The sequence below is a fragment of the Vibrio sp. 10N.261.55.A10 genome, assembly GCF_041470825.1.
Taxonomy (GTDB): Bacteria; Pseudomonadota; Gammaproteobacteria; order Enterobacterales; family Vibrionaceae; genus Vibrio; species Vibrio crassostreae_C.
Window position 1 is genome coordinate 1 of sequence record NZ_JBFRNC010000043.1, and the last position, 18,902, is coordinate 18,902.

Annotated in this window: 15 protein-coding genes; 9 read left to right on the forward strand and 6 right to left on the reverse strand. The window is 45.4% G+C overall.

Annotated features, from left to right (window positions below):
- Nucleotides 1-772: 772 nt before the first annotated feature.
- The 4 genes from AB4274_RS13875 to hemC are packed head-to-tail and all read right to left on the reverse strand — an operon-like array spanning nt 773 to nt 4,869.
- Nucleotides 773-1,954 carry a heme biosynthesis protein HemY gene (locus AB4274_RS13875; protein ID WP_017063752.1) on the reverse strand — a complete coding sequence of 394 codons (1,182 nt, stop codon included), beginning with the start codon at nt 1,952-1,954 and terminating at the stop codon, nt 773-775.
- Nucleotides 1,954-3,180: a uroporphyrinogen-III C-methyltransferase gene (locus AB4274_RS13880; RefSeq protein ID WP_017061006.1), complete on the reverse strand. Its 1,227-nt coding sequence runs from the start codon at nt 3,178-3,180 to the stop codon at nt 1,954-1,956. Before AB4274_RS13880 ends, AB4274_RS13875 begins: the two co-directional genes overlap by 1 nt.
- 19 nt (nt 3,181-3,199) lie before the next feature.
- Nucleotides 3,200-3,928, reverse strand: coding sequence for a uroporphyrinogen-III synthase (locus AB4274_RS13885; protein WP_017061007.1), 729 nt, complete (start codon nt 3,926-3,928; stop codon nt 3,200-3,202).
- A 2-nt stretch (nt 3,929-3,930) separates the two neighbouring features.
- Complete coding sequence (hemC, locus tag AB4274_RS13890; protein ID WP_017061008.1) at nt 3,931-4,869, reverse strand: hydroxymethylbilane synthase; 939 nt, start codon at nt 4,867-4,869, stop codon at nt 3,931-3,933.
- 344 nt (nt 4,870-5,213) lie between these two features.
- On the opposite strand from hemC, the gene AB4274_RS13895 reads away from it, so the two are divergent.
- Nucleotides 5,214-7,742, forward strand: a complete 2,529-nt coding sequence (locus tag AB4274_RS13895; protein ID WP_372112367.1) for a class I adenylate cyclase — start codon at nt 5,214-5,216, stop codon at nt 7,740-7,742.
- A 71-nt stretch (nt 7,743-7,813) separates the two neighbouring features.
- On the opposite strand, the gene cyaY is transcribed toward AB4274_RS13895, so the two are convergent.
- On the reverse strand, nt 7,814-8,128 hold the full coding sequence (gene cyaY / locus AB4274_RS13900) for an iron donor protein CyaY (protein ID WP_017061010.1): 315 nt from the start codon (nt 8,126-8,128) through the stop codon (nt 7,814-7,816).
- A 75-nt stretch (nt 8,129-8,203) separates the two neighbouring features.
- Here cyaY and lptM point away from each other — a divergent pair, with 75 nt between their 5' ends.
- The 8 genes from lptM to AB4274_RS13940 all read left to right on the forward strand — a co-directional run bounded on the left by lptM (nt 8,204) and on the right by AB4274_RS13940 (nt 18,174).
- On the forward strand, nt 8,204-8,320 hold the full coding sequence (lptM, locus tag AB4274_RS22145) for an LPS translocon maturation chaperone LptM (protein ID WP_017063757.1): 117 nt from the start codon (nt 8,204-8,206) through the stop codon (nt 8,318-8,320).
- Between the two features lie 42 nt (nt 8,321-8,362).
- Entirely contained in the window at nt 8,363-9,616 is a 1,254-nt protein-coding gene (lysA, locus tag AB4274_RS13910; protein ID WP_017061012.1) for a diaminopimelate decarboxylase, read from the forward strand.
- 11 nt (nt 9,617-9,627) lie between these two features.
- Nucleotides 9,628-10,458 carry a diaminopimelate epimerase gene (gene dapF, locus AB4274_RS13915; protein ID WP_017061013.1) on the forward strand — a complete coding sequence of 277 codons (831 nt, stop codon included), beginning with the start codon at nt 9,628-9,630 and terminating at the stop codon, nt 10,456-10,458.
- Between the two features lie 44 nt (nt 10,459-10,502).
- Complete coding sequence (locus AB4274_RS13920; protein WP_017061014.1) at nt 10,503-11,201, forward strand: DUF484 family protein; 699 nt, start codon at nt 10,503-10,505, stop codon at nt 11,199-11,201.
- The gene (xerC, locus tag AB4274_RS13925; protein WP_017061015.1) at nt 11,170-12,102 is read left to right on the forward strand and encodes a tyrosine recombinase XerC; all 933 of its coding nucleotides are present in this window, start codon (nt 11,170-11,172) and stop codon (nt 12,100-12,102) included. Before AB4274_RS13920 ends, xerC begins: the two co-directional genes overlap by 32 nt.
- A 15-nt stretch (nt 12,103-12,117) precedes the next feature.
- Complete coding sequence (gene yigB, locus AB4274_RS13930; RefSeq protein ID WP_017068593.1) at nt 12,118-12,834, forward strand: 5-amino-6-(5-phospho-D-ribitylamino)uracil phosphatase YigB; 717 nt, start codon at nt 12,118-12,120, stop codon at nt 12,832-12,834.
- A gap of 168 nt (nt 12,835-13,002) precedes the next feature.
- Nucleotides 13,003-15,501 (forward strand): EAL domain-containing protein, encoded by a 2,499-nt coding sequence (locus AB4274_RS13935; RefSeq protein WP_372112368.1) that lies wholly within the window; start codon nt 13,003-13,005, stop codon nt 15,499-15,501.
- Between the two features lie 192 nt (nt 15,502-15,693).
- Nucleotides 15,694-18,174 (forward strand): EAL domain-containing protein, encoded by a 2,481-nt coding sequence (locus AB4274_RS13940; protein ID WP_372112370.1) that lies wholly within the window; start codon nt 15,694-15,696, stop codon nt 18,172-18,174.
- Between the two features lie 131 nt (nt 18,175-18,305).
- Here AB4274_RS13940 and AB4274_RS13945 read toward each other — a convergent pair whose 3' ends face one another.
- Nucleotides 18,306-18,902: a tRNA-uridine aminocarboxypropyltransferase gene (locus AB4274_RS13945; protein WP_372112371.1), complete on the reverse strand. Its 597-nt coding sequence runs from the start codon at nt 18,900-18,902 to the stop codon at nt 18,306-18,308.

Consider the following 18,902-nt stretch of genomic DNA (forward strand, 5'->3'; position numbering starts at 1 on the left):
GCAAAGATCGCGTCACAAAAATGTGTACAAGAGATTGGATTGACCTGATCAGTTAATTTTCCGGATTGGTATGAGTCTTATTATTCGTCTCAGAGTTTGTAGAGGCGCTTTACGTTGATCACGAGCTCTGATATTCCGACACTTATTATTAAGCTCTGCTCTCTCTAGCAGCGCTTGATTACGTAAGTTTATACTTGTGGCTATTGGTTCGTTGATTAACTTTTCCTGAGCGTCTTGAGAGCTCTATCTCCTACTAATTTGAACTGGCTGATAAAGATGCCTCGTTTCTAATAACAAGGTTTTGTTGGTCGGTAACTCTTGCTATCTCCCTCTACTTAATAGATTAATCTACAGGCAGTTACGTGAACTCCCCGGTTATAACGGTTTATAGTTGGAACGTTGATGGCTATTTAATTGTTAATTCAACGTGACTTTAAGTGGGCATCTGTCTGCGGGTAAATATCTTTAAGCGCCTTCTCTCAAGCTGATCTCCATTTGTTCTTGAACTTCAAGGTATCACTTTTCTCTATGACTCCTCTCGAACCTCTTATAAGGACTTGTTTATAAGAATGGTAAAACTACGTACAGACACAACTAAAGTCGTTCTCCGTGTGTTTGAGAAGCCCAGTTGAGCAATTTCATGGTTAGTTGGTATTGGGCAGGTAAGTGTTTGATGAGCTTGGTTTATAGCTATTGTAGAAGTTATCTAGGGTTAAATAGCAGATACAAAAAAGCCGATGCTAGACATCGGCTTAGTTTGAGTCGCTTAGAGTTAAGCGGGTTGAACTAGAGCGAGCGCTTTACGAGAAACCTCGTGAGCTGCTTTCGTTAAGTTTTGCTTCTCTAGTGCGTCAGATAGGTATCCGTAATCTGAAACATTTGAGCGAAGTGCTAGGGCTTTTTCGAAGTGGCTTTGTGCTTCCGCCCACTTCTGCTCTCTTAAGTAGAACTGAGCCAGCGCGCTGTGTGCTTCGGCATTACCACTGTCTTTACTAATTGCACGTTCTAGCATGACCACTACTGGGTGGTGATCGGCTAGGTTCAGCTCTGGAAGCAACATGTAGAGTTCATTTGACCCACTCTTTGCAATGTTCTCTTTGATCACAGTGAAGGCTTCTGAGTCAGCTTTGCGAGCGATAAGTTGCTTCACAAAGCAGGATACAAGGTGCGAACTTTGTTTCTGTTTTCTTGAAAGCTTGTTCCAATGGCTGATTAAACCTTCGCTACCTTGCTGTTGTGCCACATCATGAAGTAGCCCACATTGTGCTTTCTGTTCTAATTCACGTTGCTCATCAGCTGTTAGAAGTTTGTTCTTAACTAATTTAGGAGTTAACTCTAGCAATGGCTGCCATAACTTCAGTTGCAAGTAAGTGGCTTTTAACAGGCCAAGTACAGCAGTGTTATTAGGGTATGTGCCTTTTAGGGTCGAAAGTGTATCGAATGCAGCTTCGTAGTTTGACTCGCTGATTTGCTGTTTAGCTTTAGTTAGCTCAACCGCTAGTAGAGAGTCGTCCTGTTGGCTAGCAAGCTCGATGTACTTATCTCGCTCACTTGTATTACCTTGTTCGTGTGCCGCTTGAGAAGCGACTAAATAACAAAGTAGAGGCATGTCGTGATGGTTAGCCCAACGAGTTACTTTCTTCTCAGCGCCTTTCCAGTCACCTTCAAGTAGCTTGATAATGCCTTCATTGGTATAACGACGAGAACGTTTCAGCTTACGAACACTGAACCAGTTCCAAGTTGTCGAGCTTGCGTACATAAGCTTTTTAAATAGGTACTCTAAGCCGAATAGAGCCGCTAGAAGAGCAATGACAAAGATAACCAGTGTTGTCACGCTCATCTCAATAGTCTTATTCGCAATTGAGATCAGAACGTAGCCTTGTTGACCAGAGAACTGAGTACCAACAATTAACCCAGCACCTAGAACGAGAAAAAGAAAAATCCAACGAATCATTATTTTTCCTCCGTGGTCATAACGGTGACTTCACGACGTAGGCGCTCACGTATCACATCTGACAACTCATTTTGAGATTCAAGCTTTACAGGGTATTTCACAGAGATGTTCTGTTCACTTAGCTGTTTAATCGCTTTCTCAAATTCAATCACTGAGTTGTTATCTTGGTTTAGATACGCTTTCGACCACTCGCTAGCGGTATTAAGAGCTGCGCTATAGAGTTCACCTTGTTCTTTGTAGACGGCGCGAATCGCGGTTTCTAATTTACCTTTGATGTTTTCACGCAGGTAGAAGTGTTGTTCAGGAGAGAGTAGAGGGATAACTTCGCCATCACGACTACGGAAGGTAATGAAGTTTTCTGAGAAGTCTTTCATCGACGTCATCAGGTTGTTCTGCCAATCATTAATATCTTGCGATACCGCTTTTTTCTCAACAACCGCAGCTTCCGGAAGAATCGCATTGGCAAGCGGCAGTGTATCGACTTGCTGTTGCAAGCTTGTGATACGCAGAACTAAGCCGTCACGGTCGATCAGAGGAATAGTGCGAAGCTTGGTAATGTCATTGGTCATTGATTGACGCAGTGACACTAAGCTCGGGTCATTCAGTGCTGCGATACGTTGATCGGCGCTTTCCATTAACTTGGTTGCGCTAACGGCATCATGCTCGAGGAACAGTTTACGTCCTGCTAGTTTCACAAGGTAATCGGCTTCGGCAAGTAACCAGTCATTCGGGCGGCGACCTTTCACGTCAGCCACTGCTAACTGCAGGCTTTGAATGCTCTTCTGCTGTTGAGATTGCACGACCTGAGTTTTCTCCACCGCGTGTGAGGCTTCTTGGATAGTCTCTTGCTTGATGGTTTGTAGGTCTTTATTTACCGCAGATTGGGTATTTTGAAGTTGTGCTTGAAGAGCGGCTATTTGAGCCGAGTATTCAGCGCTCTTTTGCTGCATTTGAAATGCGATACCGCCACTGAAGATAATTGAAATAGCGATCGCAATAGCGCCTAGTTTGACACCGCGCTTACCTTGCTTTTCTGCTTTCTCTATTTGCTCTTTATGCTCAGCTTGAGGCTGCTCATTTTTAGCGGTATTTGAAGCAGAGGCATCAAGCTTCTGCTCAGGTTGTTTTGTCTCTGTAGAGTCAGCTTTTTCGTTTTCAACAACTACTGGCTGAGTATCTTGTTTCTTTTCAGGTTCAATATGCTCATTATTTTTTTTGCTTGTCATGCTTATTTCCTGTTTCTAGCTAGGGCCGGAGAGCAGCCAGTAATATTTGGTTCGTAGCACTGTGAGTATTGGTCACATTCGAGAAGCCGAGTTGTTGTGCTCGTTCTACAATGCGCTGGCTTGGGACAAATAGATGTCTTGTTGAAAGCCAAGCCAAATACTCATCAGGGGTAATTGAGCAGAGATACTCCAATTGTTCCTGACTAGTGATGACAACTTTGGACGTTTTTTTGTTTATCCATGTTTGATAGGTATTGTGGTCGCTAATAGGAATATATTCTCTACGGTAGGTCTCACAATAAGAGACTTGTGCACCTCGATTGAGTAGAGAATCCCTAATGAGCTCACGCCCACCATTGCCACGTAGTATCAAAATGGACTTATTTTCTACGCCATTAAGTTCAGTAAGTTTAAGAAGATGTTCACTATCACTAACTTGAGGATAGTTTACTTTTTGTTTACAGACTTTGCTTAAAACGTGCGCAGTTTTTTGACCAACGCCAAGATAAAGCGGCGAAGTAGGCCAAATGGATGAGGTTTTTGAAAGGATGCTTTGGGCAGCCGCCACGGCGTGGTGACTGACTGCAATAATGATATCGCTGTTATTAAGCTGGGTGCTTAAATCCGCAGAGTTGGGATTATCCACGATACGAATCAGCGGATGATGGATTGCTTGAACCCCTTCATCCGCTAGTTGTTGGCAAAGCGATTGTCCCTCTGAACCGGGACGAGTCACCAACACTGTCATGATTATTCTTGGTCAACGTAGAGCTTGGTTAAGATTTCTCTCGCGCCATCATCCAGCAATTGATTTGCCAGAGTCACGCCAAGTGCTTCTGCATCTTTGCGAGGGCCAGAGATCTCACCACGAACCATCTTAGAACCGTCCGGTTCACCAACTAATGCACGTAGCCAGATGTTTTCGCCATCTAATAATGAGTAGCTGCCGATAGGAACCTGACAGCCACCTTCTAGGGTAAGGTTCATTGCACGTTCGCACAGTACACGATCAGCCGTGTCTTTATGATTCAGTGGTTCAAGGAGTTTAATCAGACGCTCGTCATCAAGGCGACACTCAATACCAACAGCGCCTTGGCCAACAGCAGGGAGAGACTGCTCTGGTTCGATGAAGCTACGAATACGCTCTTCTAGCTCTAGACGTTTAAGACCTGCAGCAGCCAGTACGATCGCATCGTATTGACCATCATCGAGTTTACCTAGACGAGTACCAACGTTGCCGCGCAGCTCTTTGATGATCAGATCTGGGCGGTATTCTAACAGTTGGCATTGGCGACGCAGACTGCACGTACCCACGACAGCACCTTGTGGGAGTTCGTCGATGTTGTTGTAAGTGTTTGATACGAAAGCGTCACGCGGATCTTCGCGCTCACAAATTGTTACCAGACCTAGACCTTCAGGGAAGTCGACAGGTACATCTTTCATTGAGTGAACCGCTAGGTCAGCACGACCTTCTAGCATGGCTACTTCAAGTTCTTTAACGAACAGTCCTTTACCACCCACTTTAGCAAGCGGAGTGTCTAGGATGATGTCACCTTTGGTCACCATAGTTACCAACTCAACCTCTAAACCAGGGTGAGCAGCTTGCAGTGCATCCCTTACAAAGTATGCCTGCCAAAGGGCAAGAGGGCTTTTTCTGGTCGCGATACGGATTGGTGCTGAATTTGTCATGGTGTTTCCGATATAGGTTCTGTAATAGCCTAATCCTACCATTATGAGGCGAGAATTCTTACTGTTTGATCATTCCATACTTTGATAGCTGAGAGATTTTCATGAGTTCACCAAAATAGTGTGATTAGTATCTCATTTGAAACATGGGCTATTATTAGAAATAGTCAATAAAGAGGACACTACGGCGCCGTGAGTTTAACTTTCTGTCATCAAGGAATTGACCAGTATGACGGGTTCCTTTGCTTTACCATTAAGGGTAAAAGTGTTAAATTGATCACGTTTTGTTGCTCCTTTCGTTCAGTAACTAAACAGAACTGCACTTAACCTCAAACCAAGGACTTACCTTGCAGGCTTACACTCAAACTTTGATTCAACGATTAGACAATCTAAATCAGCAGCGCATTGATCGTGCGTTGGCGTTGATGAATGTGCAAGGCCAGCGAGTATTCAACCTTATTCCCGCACTGCTTCACTTCAATCACCCGATGATGCCTGGTTATTATGACCAACAAGTTCCTTTTGGAATTCGTAGCTTCACGCTTAATGAATTCCAAAAGCAATTTGTCTCTGATACCGAATTAACGCTGGGTGGCAAACTCACCGAGACGGATGAACCAGCAATCCTTGGCTTGTACACCATGGGTAGTACTTCTTCTATTGGTCAAAGCACTTCAAGTGATCTTGATATCTGGGTGTGTGTTTCCCCGGATATGGATGGCGCCTCTCGCGATAGCCTAACCAACAAGTGTCTCTTGATTACCGATTGGGCTGAAACCTTGGGAGTAGAAGCGAACTTCTTCTTGATGGATGAAGAGCGTTTCCGTTCGAACCATTCAGAAGAGATGACCGGCGATAACTGTGGTTCTTCACAGCACTTATTATTGCTTGATGAGTTTTATCGCTCTGCGGTTCGTTTGGCTGGTCAGCGTTTGTTGTGGCAAATCATTCCGCCAGAAATGGAAGAGTGTTACGACGAGTATGTTCAAGGTTTGTGTCAGGATGGCTATCTTGATTGCTCGCAGTGGATCGATTTCGGCAAGCTGAATCGCATTCCCGCTGAAGAGTACTTTGGTTCAAACCTGTGGCAGCTCTATAAGAGTATCGACTCACCGTATAAATCGGTTTTGAAGGCGATCCTGTTAGAAGCCTATTCATGGGAATACCCAAACACCCAACTGCTGAGTATTGATACCAAGCGTCGCTTCTTCGCGGATGAACCGGATCTGTATGGCATGGATAGCTACTATCTGATGCTTGAAAAGGTAACGCGCTATCTAGAACGCATTAACGACCACACTCGATTGGACTTGGTAAGGCGCTGTTTTTATCTTAAGACCCACGAGAAGTTGTCACGAGATGCGGGCATTGGCTCCGTTGCGTGGCGTCGTGAAGCCTTAACCGAGATGACTAAATCTTGGAATTGGGGACATGAAACCATTGCTGAGCTCGATAACCGCCGTAACTGGAAGGTTGAGCAGGTTAAAGTGGTGCACCATGCACTGCTTGATGCCTTGATGCTGAGCTATCGTAATCTGATTCAATTTGCGCGTCGTAACGACATCACTTCGGCAATCAGTCCACAAGATATCAGCATCTTGGCACGTAAGCTTTACGCTGCGTTTGAGGTATTGCCAGGTAAAGTGACACTGCTGAACCCACAAATCTCTCCGGATCTGCATGAACCCGACTTGAGCTTCATCGAAGTTCGTCAGGGTCAGTCGAATAAAGCAGGTTGGTACTTGTATAAGCAGCCACTGGTTGCACACCGCATTCTTGGTCAGCCTTCTCTAGAGCACCATGAGTACTTGAGTAAGTTGGTAGCATGGTCGTTTTTTAATGGCTTGATTACCGAGTCGACACGTTTGCACTCTGTGGTACGTGACGCTCACATCGATATCGATAAGTTCTATCAAATGGTGAGCGACCTGCGTAATACGTTTTCTTTGCGTAAGCGTCGCCCAAGTATGCAAGCACTGGCGAGCCCGTGTGAAATAAGCCAACTGGCGATGTTCATCAACTTTGAAAGTGACCCAACTTCTGAATTAAGTGGTCGTGCGTTGAAGGTTGATCTTAAGAACGCCGATATCTTCAGTTTTGGTGAAGAAGGTAAGAGTTTAGTCGGAAGTGTTGATCTGGTTTATCGTAACTCTTGGCATGAAGTACGTACGCTTCATTTCCAAGGTGATACTGCAATGCTTGACGCGTTGAAGACGGTACTTGGTAAAATGCACCAAGATGCGTTACCGCCAGAATCGGTCGATGTGTTCTGTTACAGCAAAAACCTGCGTGGTGTGATGCGTAATATGGTGTATCAACTGCTTGCTGAGTGTATCGACTTACGATTGAAACCGATTGAGCCGGAGAAGCGCCGCCGCTTCAAGGCTATTCGTCTGGCAAACAAGATGTTTGGCCTGTTCTTTGAACGTCGTGGTGTTTCGGTGCAGATGCTGGAAAACTCGGTCGATTTCTATCGTAGTATCTCGACGAATAAGCTCAAAGGCTCACCTTTACTGATGCTCGATAAAGAGCAAGAGTATCAGCTACCAGAAGTGGTGGATGGTTTTGCGAGTGAGGGCTTGATTCAGTTCTTTTTCGAAGATACCGACAAAGGCTTCAATATTTATGTATTGGACGAGTCGAACCAAGTTGAGGTCTACCACCAGTACAGCGGTGAAAAAGATGAGATGATCGCGAGCGTGAATTCTTTCTACACATCGGTAAAAGATGAGTCGAAGATGTCGTCTAAGTTGATTAACTTTAACCTACCTCAGTACTACCAAATCGTTCATCCTGAAGAAGGCAATTCTTACGTTGTGCCTTATCGTAACGATGCAACTTTAGCTTCTCGGAGCTCAAAGATAGTCAACATCTAGTCTTACTAAGCCCGATTGATATTGAAAAAGGAGTGATTGATTCACTCCTTTTTAGTTTTGCTTACAAATGATTAGACCCAATCAATCGCTTCACCTGCGTGCTTCACGCATTCTTCTTTAACCATCTCAAACAGCTCCATGCCCGTCTTTGAACATGTCCACTTGTCGTCAACTAGCTTGAAGTGAAAGCCACCAGATTTAGACGCTAACCAGATTTCTTTCATTGGTTCTTGGCGGTTAATGATGATTTGGCTGCGGTTCTCAAACTCCAGCGTCATCACGTTACCAGTCACTTCGTAATCAATATCTGCCTCTGATTCATCGATAGCTTCTTCGATGTTTTGCATCTGTATATCGACCAGCTGATGAAATTCAGTCTCGTTCATCCTTTCTATCCTATTGCTTTTCCTGAGTGTGGTGCGATTATAGGGGGCATTGAGTTAATAATCACGATATGCAAAATGAAAAAATTAATTGCTGCTCTATTTATGATGTCCGTTATTGGACTTTCTGGTTGTGGTCAAACGGGTCCTTTGTACGATCCTGATGAAGTTCAGCAAACCGAACAATCACAATAAGTGAAAACACGCAGAAATCGTTATTTATAAGGGATAAGAACTTTGGATTACTTCAACTATCAGGAAGATGGCCAGCTTTGGGCTGAGGACGTCGCACTTTCACAACTAGCAGAGCAATATGGTACACCGCTGTATGTATATTCTCGTGCAACATTAGAACGCCACTGGAATGCGTTTGATTCATCGGTTGGTGAGCATCCGCACTTGGTGTGTTATGCCGTTAAAGCTAACTCAAACCTTGGCGTGTTGAATACTTTGGCTCGTTTGGGCTCTGGCTTCGATATCGTTTCTGGCGGTGAGCTAGAGCGTGTGGTTGCTGCCGGTGGCGATCCAGCAAAAGTTGTATTCTCTGGTGTCGGTAAAACAGCCGCTGAAATGAAGCGTGCGCTTGAGTTGAACATTAAGTGTTTCAACGTAGAGTCTGAACCAGAACTAGAGCGACTGAATAAAGTAGCTGGTGAGCTTGGTGTTAAAGCGCCGATTTCACTGCGTATCAACCCAGACGTTGATGCGAACACTCACCCTTATATCTCTACTGGTCTGCGTGATAACAAGTTTGGTATCGCTTTCGACCGTGCTCCTGCTGTCTATGAGTTTGCAAAAACACTCGATAACTTGTCTATCCATGGTATTGATTGCCACATTGGTTCTCAGTTAACGGATATCGAACCTTTCATCGATGCAACCGATCGCCTGCTTGCGCTGATCGACCAGCTACGTGCTAACGGTATCAACATCAAACACCTTGATGTCGGTGGCGGTTTGGGTGTGGTTTATCGTGATGAATTACCACCACAGCCTTCTGACTACGCGAAAGCCTTATTGGCTCGCCTAGACAATCATTCTGATCTAGAGCTGATTTTCGAGCCTGGAAGAGCGATTGCTGCTAACGCTGGTGTATTATTAACGAAAGTCGAGTTCCTCAAGCCAACAGAGCACAAGAACTTTGCCATCATCGATGCAGCAATGAACGACCTAATGCGCCCAGCACTTTATCAAGCTTGGCAGGATATTGTTCCTGTTAGCCCTCGTCAGGGTGAAGCTGTGACTTACGATTTGGTTGGCCCAATCTGTGAGACAGGCGATTTCCTAGGTAAAGATCGTGACCTTGTTCTTGAAGAAGGTGATCTGCTAGCAGTTCGTTCAGCGGGTGCTTATGGCTTCGCGATGTCATCTAACTACAACACTCGTTCGCGTGCGGCTGAAGTGATGGTGGATGGCGATAAAACTCACTTGGTTCGTCAGCGTGAAGAGCTTACGAGTCTGTGGGAACTTGAAAACATTCTTCCGGAGTAATTTTAAGCGTTATGCACTTCCACTTTTCTAAAATGCATGGTTTGGGCAATGATTTCATGGTCGTGGACTGCATTACTCAAAATATTTTCTTTTCTCCAGATTTGATCCGTCGTTTGGCGGATCGTCACACTGGTGTGGGCTTTGATCAGCTACTTGTGGTTGAGGCTCCCTATGATCCAGAAACTGATTTCCATTACCGCATATTCAATGCGGATGGCAGTGAAGTGGAGCAGTGTGGCAATGGTGCACGTTGTTTTGCACGATTCGTTCGCATGAAAGGCTTAACGAATAAGTACAGCATCAACGTGAGTACCAAGAAAGGTAAAATGGTTCTCAAGATTGAAGAGAATGACCTGATCACGGTGAACATGGGCATTCCTGAGTTCGAACCCGGCAAGATTCCATTCAAGGCCAAGCAGCCAGAGAAGACGTATATCCTAAGAACGGATGTACACACCTTATTCTGTGGTGCGGTAAGCATGGGTAACCCACATGTGGTTACCGTGGTTGATGACGTCGACACGGCTGATGTGGACACCTTAGGCCCACTACTTGAATCACATGAACGTTTCCCTGAGCGTGTTAATGCTGGCTTTATGCAGGTCGTTAACCGTGAAGAAGTTCGTCTACGTGTTTACGAACGCGGCGCGGGTGAAACTCAGGCATGTGGCAGCGGAGCGTGTGGCGCAGTTGCAGTGGGTATCACTCAAGGCTTACTGGCTGAGAATGTGAAGGTTCGTCTACCAGGCGGTGACTTACACATTAGCTGGCAAGGCCCGGGTAAACCTCTGTTTATGACCGGCCCTGCAACGCATGTGTTTGATGGTCAACTTTCTTGCTAATAACGACCCAAAACAAATATATTCATAAAAATAAAGGATAGGTTTTGTCTTACGTTGAAGCCGACGCACTCACCGCAGAAGTGGTCGCGGAATATTTACGTGATAACCCAGATTTTTTCCAAGACCGAAAAGATTTGGTTGATCGCCTTGCTATCAATAACGTTGAGCAGGGCGCTGTTTCTCTGGTTGAGGTTCAGCTTAAACGCCAACGTCATCGAATCGAAGAGCTTGAAGAAGAGATCACTGGCTTGATGTCGTTGGCAGCAAATAACGATAAAACCTTCTATGAGTTTATGGATCTGCAAGCGCAAGTGCTGAAATGCAGTGACTTCATGCAGGTGATAAAAGCCGTTGAACAAAAAGCGTTAGATCTTGGGCTTAAGGCTCATGTTCGTATTCTTTCGCAATCTGGCTTTTATCAGTTGAGTGCTGAGGGTTACTCTAAGTTTTCGCTTAACCATTTCAATGGCAAAGATGCTTATCTTGGACGCTTGAGAAAAGCCGACAGACACGATTTGTTTGGTGATTATCCAGTTCCAGAGCTAGGCTCTTATGTAGTACTACCGCTTGCTAAGCAGTCTCCATTGGGTTTGCTCGCCTTTTCTAGTGAAGATGGCGGACATTTCCAACCCCATATGGATACGCTCTTTTTACGCCATTTAGCACTTGTTGTCGCTCATTTGGCGGACACCTTACCTTGGCAGATAAATAATGAGCCTAGAGCCCAAAATACCTCTTCCTAACAGCCTTCAAAAGCCACTTTCTCGCTTCTATGAATATCTCCGAAGCGAGAAGGGACTCAGCCTACACACCCAACGTAATTACAAACAACAACTTGAAACCATGGCCGGTCATTTAGTCACTCTAGGGCTAAAGGATTGGGGTCAAGTCGATGCGGCGTGGGTCAGACAACTGGCCAGTAAAGGCATGCGTGAGGGAATGAAAGCGAGCAGCATTGCAACGCGCTTATCGTCACTGCGCAGCTTCTTTGATTTCCTTGTGTTGCGTGGCGAAATGACCGCCAATCCAGCCAAAGGTGTCTCTGCACCTCGCAAACAACGCCCTTTGCCTAAAAACCTCGATGTTGATGAAGTGGGTCAACTGCTTGATGTGAATGAGGACGATCCATTGTCGATTCGTGATCGAGCGATGATGGAGGTGATGTATGGTGCTGGATTACGACTGGCAGAACTGGTCGGCATCAATCTGAAAGATGTGTTGGGTCGACAAGGCGAAATCCGAGTGATTGGTAAAGGCGACAAAGAACGCAAAGCGCCTTTTTCTGGTTTAGCTAAAGAGTGGGTCGATAAATGGCTCAAAGTTCGTGGTGAATTGGCTTCACCGGGTGAAACCGCGCTGTTTGTCTCTAAGCTCGGGACTCGTATCTCTCACCGCAGCGTGCAAAAGCGCATGGAAGAGTGGGGCAAGAAGCAATCTGTCGCGAGCCACATCAGCCCGCATAAACTGCGTCACTCCTTTGCAACGCATGTGCTGGAATCGAGCCAAAATCTTCGTGCTGTGCAAGAGTTGCTTGGCCATGAAAACATCTCGACGACCCAAGTGTATACCCACTTAGATTTCCAACACTTAGCACAAGCTTATGATCAGGCTCACCCGAGAGCTCGTAAGAAGAATAAAGATTAGATTAAAGGGTTTACTATGCGAATTTATCGAGGGTTAAAGCCCATCAAAGCCATGACCTTTGACTTGGATGACACCCTGTATGACAACTGGCCTGTGATCATGAAGGTTGAGAAAGAGATGGCACAGTGGCTTTATCAAAAGCACCCAGTGTCGGCTTCTTTATCGCTTGAAGAGTGGCAGGGCATTAAGCAGCAAGTCGCATCTGAAAACCCAGCTTTGAAACATGATGTCACCGTGTGGCGTGAAACTCAGATTAAGAGTGGTTTGCTGCAATTGGGTTACTCTCTGCAGCAAGCAGAGCAAGCGGCTCGAGAGGGCATTGAGCATGCCTTGTGGTTGCGTAATCAAGTCGATGTCCCTCAAGAAACGCATCGAGTGATGACTGAACTTAGCCAACGTATTCCTCTGGTTGCGATTACCAATGGCAATGTCGATCCACACAAAATTGGCTTAGGGCTGTACTTTCAATTAATCCTTAAAGCCGGCCCTGATGGCAGAGCAAAACCCTATCCAGATATGTTTGAAAAAGCTCAGCAACACCTAGGTTGTGACGCTGAGAATATTCTTCATGTTGGCGATCACCTCAAAACGGATGTCTATGGAGCCAAGCAAAATGGCTTCCAAGCGTGCTGGTTTAATGACACTGGTTCCAATTTATACCGCTCCCCGAAGGCGAGTGTGCTCCCTGATGTTGAAATAGACCAACTTAGCGATCTTATGCGACTAATTTAATGGCTCGGTAAGCTTATTGTGTCGCATTTATGCTATTGAATTGTTACATTAGTCGCCTATAAAAGCCTGATTAGGCTAGGATAATTGGCGACTACTTTTTATCGATTCATTTCAGTCATAGCAGTGGTTGCGGGTTGTTACTTCACTCGATTTTGAACAAGGGTTGGCATGCAAACATTTACATTTCTCGCAAATACTGAGGCGTTATTTAGAGCTCAATTTGATCAGCGAGAATGGTGTGACAGCAAACAGTACCTTATTCAAATTTTCTCAGCTCAATCTTCAGATCTAGCTCGTCAAATCGCGGGTGTTGCCCTCAATCGTTTAAATAATGCGACGCTAATTGGCCAGAGTGCTCGTCATGTTATCTGTGATAATTGCCTTGAAAGTGCATGCACCTTAGTCATCATCAGTGAGTTCAACGAAACCCATCTAACCTCTGCGGTCCAGCCTTTTTCCGGCAATCCAAATCAAGACAGCCAAGAGCTCGCTTCTCAACTAGATCTCTCGAAAGATGCTAAAACGGTCATCAGCCTATGCGATCAGGTTGAAGGGCGTGATTATCCTATTTATAGCGCTTTTGAAAATTTGCCTTACGCCTTGCCGATAGCTGGTGGACTGTGCCATGAGAATGAATTTGGCCGTTGGGTTATGTATAACGAGCAAACCTACCAGCACGCCTGTGTTGCTGTGGCTCTGACTAACCCAAGATTGAAGGTTTGGTCGGACGCGTACTCTGAGTGGAACCCGATTGGGATGAAGCTACGAGTCACACACGCAATCGGAAATCGCTTATACGCATTGAACGACAAGCCGGCTATTGAAGTATTTAAACATTACCTTGCGGATGGCAAAGACCTTCCTTTTAGCCAGCTGATGAGCTTTCCGCTTTATCGAGAACTTGGCAGAAAGAAGGGTATCTCGACGCCGCTACGTATTAATGATGATGGCAGTATCGAGTTTGATAGCCCTTGGCATGTCGGTGAAGAGGCGCAGTTTTGTTATAACCACCCATCTCTCACTGCAGAAAAGGTACGCCACGGGGCCGAGATGCTAGCCATGCATCAGCCTGAATCGGTGATCATTTATAACTGTGTATCTCGACTTGAGTTTATCGACAGTAAACTTGAGCTCAAGCCATTTGAAGGGATAGTGAATACATGTGGTGCCTACTGCATGGGGGAGCTATACCGTAATGAAGACCGCCAAGAGATACTGCACCATAGCCTGACTTATATCGCTATGCGCGAGTCTGACGAGATTAAAGAGTTTCATTGCGAAGACTTTCAGTGTGGCTCAACCGTGTCGCCATTGCTTAACCTTGTCAGAAATGCAGTCGCTGATCTTGACAGTATGAATACTCAGATGGAAAAGAAACTCCATCAACAAGCGCGTCGCTTAACCGAAAGCTATCGTATTGACTCGCGTACTGGTTTGCCGAACCGTATCGTATTGAAAGAACGCCTCAATACTATTCTGTTTAGTGAACACTTACTCACGTTAAAGCTCACGAATTTCCATCAAGTTAACGAAAAATACGGCTATCAAGTGGGTGACCAGTTACTGCTTGATCTGTCTAATCACTTCATCGAGCGATTGCAGCTTCGTGTCGTCAAAGAGCCTCGCGTGAAAGTAGAGCTGTTCAGTATTGGTGTCGGAGAGTGGGCGATTATCTTTAATGCCAGTGTTGGTAGTGCGAAAATAAAAGAAGGTTTCGTTGAGTTCGCCGATGACATCGAACACATAAATTTTGAGCCGTATGGTTTGGCTGATATTGATTACTTGTCAGTTTCTCTGTGTGGCGGCTTTGCTAGTCGTTGTGACTTCTTAACCGACAGTGGTGACGAGATCTTATTGAAAGCGATCGAAGCTCGACGCTATGGAGTGCGTAATAATACCCATATCACCAATGCCAAAGACATTCAGGTGAGCGAAGAGGACCGAAAAGAGCAACTTGGTTGGTTGAGCTGTGTGAGCCGTGCAATTTTAGATCAGAACATCATCACTTACTCACAGCCGATTGTGGAATCGGGTACGCACGAAATGATTGGCCAAGAGTGTTTGGTCAGAATCATGGAGTCGGATGGTACTATTGTGCCACCAGGAAAGTTCTTACCTATCATTGCTGACACCCACCTATACACGCGCCTTAGTCGACACATGATTAAGAGCACTATTGGCTACATGGCAGATAAGCAGAGTTCGTTTTCTATCAATCTATCCCCACAAGATTTGTTGAGCGACAAGACGCTTGAGGTGCTTGAGGCTGCGATCAGTGGTATGAACGATCCTACTCGACTTGGTTTAGAGGTTTTAGAATCAGAACAGATTAAAGATTATGGCCGCATGATTGAGGTGTGTGATCACTTCCGTGCTCTGGGGGCGAGAATTATTGTTGATGATTTTGGCTCTGGTTACTCCAACATCGATGAAATTATCAAGCTAGAGCCGCAGATCATTAAGCTCGATGGTAGCTTGATTCGTAATATCGACAAAGACCAAAAACAAAGAAACATCGCTTCTCAGTTGGTTCGTTTGTGCCAAGTGTTCAACGCCAAAACGGTCGCTGAATTTGTCCATAACCAACAGGTTTGTGAGATAGCAGAGCAAATGGGTGTCGATTATCTGCAGGGGTACTACTTTGGTGAGCCTAAGCGACTGTTTTAGCAGTTAAAGCTTCTAGCATTGTGTAACTACTGACGATAAAAGTACTGCGCCGCCATTAATGACTGCTTTTTGGTGGAATGAATGATGTCTAACTAAGGTCACATTATTCATAACACGATCGTAAGTATTCCGTGCAAGCCTTATCTATAATAAGCACAATAACAAATCATTAACGTAACGATTAATGTGAATATGCAGTCGACTTCTCTCCTGATACAAGACATTGAGCAAACCCAACGTGAATTGGAAAAGATAGATTTTCATCAACATGAAAGCCTACTGATTCAGGTGTTTTCGTCTTTCGAGAAAGGTTCTGTTTTGGCTGCCTGCCAAGTGATTCAATCGACTTTTCCCAATGCCAAACTGATTGGTTGCAGTGCTAACCACTACATCAGCCAAGGTGTCATCCTGCACCAAGGTCTTTATCTGATTGTTAGCCGCTTTGACGCGACGTCTTACTCTTGTGGTGTTGTCGAATATAGCGAACAACCATTACTCGATAGCCACGCTATGTGGCAACAGCTTGAGTGCAATGATAATACTCAAAGCATCATCTGTTTCGCAGACCGCTTGCAGATAAATAACCGAGATCTATTTTCAGCGTTTGAGCAGTCGAGGTATTCATTACCTATCTGCGGCGGAGCATCGACCATCACAGATAATGGACGTTGGGTGATGTTAGATGGCATTTGCTATGAAAATGCCTATGTGATGTTGGCGTTGCACAGTGTCGAGCTCTCCATCGCTAAGGGTTATTACACTGAATGGAATCCGATTGGTCGAACTTTTCGAGTGACCGGTGCTCAAGAGAACCGGTTGTTGGAACTGGATGGGATGCCTGTTCGCGAACTCTACAATCGTTACCTCGCTGATGGCTTCGAAGTGCCTTTTGAGCAACTGCATAACTTTCCCTTGATGGTCGGTGACCCCAAAGAGCAAAACATTCACTTACCGCTCAAGGTAACGGAAAGTGGGGAGATAGAATTCAGCGGCCAGTTCCAAGTGGGTGATGAGGTCCGGTTTTGTTATGACCATCCATCTTTGACCCTAGAGCAAATACGACTGGGCGTGCAGCAGATCGCCTCTCATAGGCCAGAACAGTTCTTCATTTACAACTGCACTTCTCGTATCGACTTTATCGATGGTAACCAAGAGGTTGAGGTTTTCCAAAAATTGGCCGACAGCTATGGCGTTTACTGCATGGGAGAACTTTATCAAGAGAATGGCCAACAGCGAATCTTGCACCATAGCCTCACTTATCTTGCGCTTAGAGAAGGCGAGGGTAAGGCGGTATTGCCATTAGAGACGCAACCCGCGACCAACATATCCCCTCTGTTTTCATTGATCCGAAATGCACTGCTTGATGTCGATGACATGAACAACAGCATGGCGAGTAAGATTCAGCAGCAAGCCACTGCATTGACGGCAAGCTATCGAATTGATCACCGTACAGGTTTACCCAATCGAAGTGTGCTGCGTGAGAAACTGTCGAAAATGAGCAGTGACAGCCACTTACTAGCTTTGAAGGTCACGACCTTTGGTCAGATCAATGAGAAGTATGGCTATCGAGTGGGTGACAAGCTTCTGCATGATTTGAGTGAGTACTTTCAAAAGGCGCTGTGGCAGTTCTTTGATGAGGGCTGTCAGCTCTACAGTATCGGTATTGGTGAGTGGGCGGTGGTGTTTGATAGTTGGGCGAGCCAAGAACATATTCATCAGCGATTCTCGGAATTTGCCGATCAAACCGAGCATGTGAATTTTGAGCCTACCGGTTTACCCGATATTGATTACTTGTCGGTGTCTATCTGTGCGGGTATCGCCAGCCGTCGAGATTTCCCGACTACCTCTATTGATGACTTATTGTTGAAGGCGATTGATGCGAGGCGCAGCGCTGTCAGCCAGAACAAGCACCTAGTGAGCGCCAAGGCACTCATTCAATTGGAGAAGCATCGCCAAGAGCAACTTGGTTGGCTGTCGTGCGTGAGTCGCGCGGTGCTTAATCAGAATATTGTGGCGTGCTCTCAGCCCATAGTTTCAGCACACAGTCATCAGGTAGAGAGCTACGAGTGTTTGGTTCGAATTGAAGAGGACGGTCAGTTAATTGCACCGGGTAAGTTCTTGCCAATCATTGAAGGAACCCATCTCTATACACGCCTCAGTCGTCAGATGATAACGCGCACCTTCGATTTTATGAGTCAGCGAACCGATTCGTTCTCAATTAATTTAGCGCCACAAGATTTCAGCAATGAGAAAACCATTCTTCACCTTGAACAAGCGATCAAGAAAATCAGTCACCCACAGCGTATTGGCTTGGAGGTGTTAGAAACGGAACAAATTCAGGATTACGGTCGCTTGATTGAGGTGTGTAATCACTTCCGCGATCTTGGTGTGAATATTATTGTTGATGACTTTGGTTCGGGCTATTCGAACATTGATGAGATATTGAAGCTAGAACCACAGGTGATCAAGCTTGATGGCAGTTTGATTCGCAATATTGATAAAGATAAAAAGCAGCGCAAGATCGCTCAGCAGTTGGTGAGCTTATGCCAGATTCTGAATGCTAAGACGGTGGCGGAGTTCGTTCATAATGAGCAGGTGTGCCGTATTGCTGAAGACATGGGGGTCGATTACTTGCAAGGGTATTACTTTGGTCAACCTCAGCGTTTGTTTTGATGGAGCGAGCGTTTCACGTGAAACACTGGTTGGCTCAATAACGAAAATACGATGTAAAAAGGGTGAGCTTATGGCTCACCCTTTTTGTTTCAGTTTTACGTTACTTACCGCAAGCCTCTACGTGGCTTCCTCTATTTGAGTGAATGACCACATTTATCCGCTTGAAACACCTTTAGGTAGTGTTGGTAGTAATCGTTAATCAACTTAGCCGGTTCGGCTTCACCTAACGTTTTTAGCAACTCAACGCCAACTTCGCAGGTACATAAGTGCCCGCTGTCTTGATTGCGGCGCAAGGTGTATGACGATTCAGTCGTGATATCGAGATGGATTTGAGGAATGGTGTTTAACCACGCGCTCTTGTTAAGCATCTTCTTCGCTTCTTGCCATGTGCCATCCAAGATGATGAATAGCGGCTTACGGCTCTGGGCTTGGGTCATTACAGCTTGCTGGCACTCGACACTTTGATCACTTGGGAATAAAAGAAACGGTTGTCGTGTTTCATCGTCAAGCAGTGCGATGAGCTCCGCTGGTGGTGTTTTCCTTTGCCATACAATGGACTGACACTGATCAAGGGATTGCTGAAGCAGCTTCCCTGTATTGGTATCGCGTGACAGTTCATTCTCATGAGTGAGCAGTACAAGATCGATTTGGCTTGCGACACTAGGTATCAGGTGACAAATACATTGGTGAGTGAAGCTACAACCATGGCAAGCTTGTTGGTTACTCAT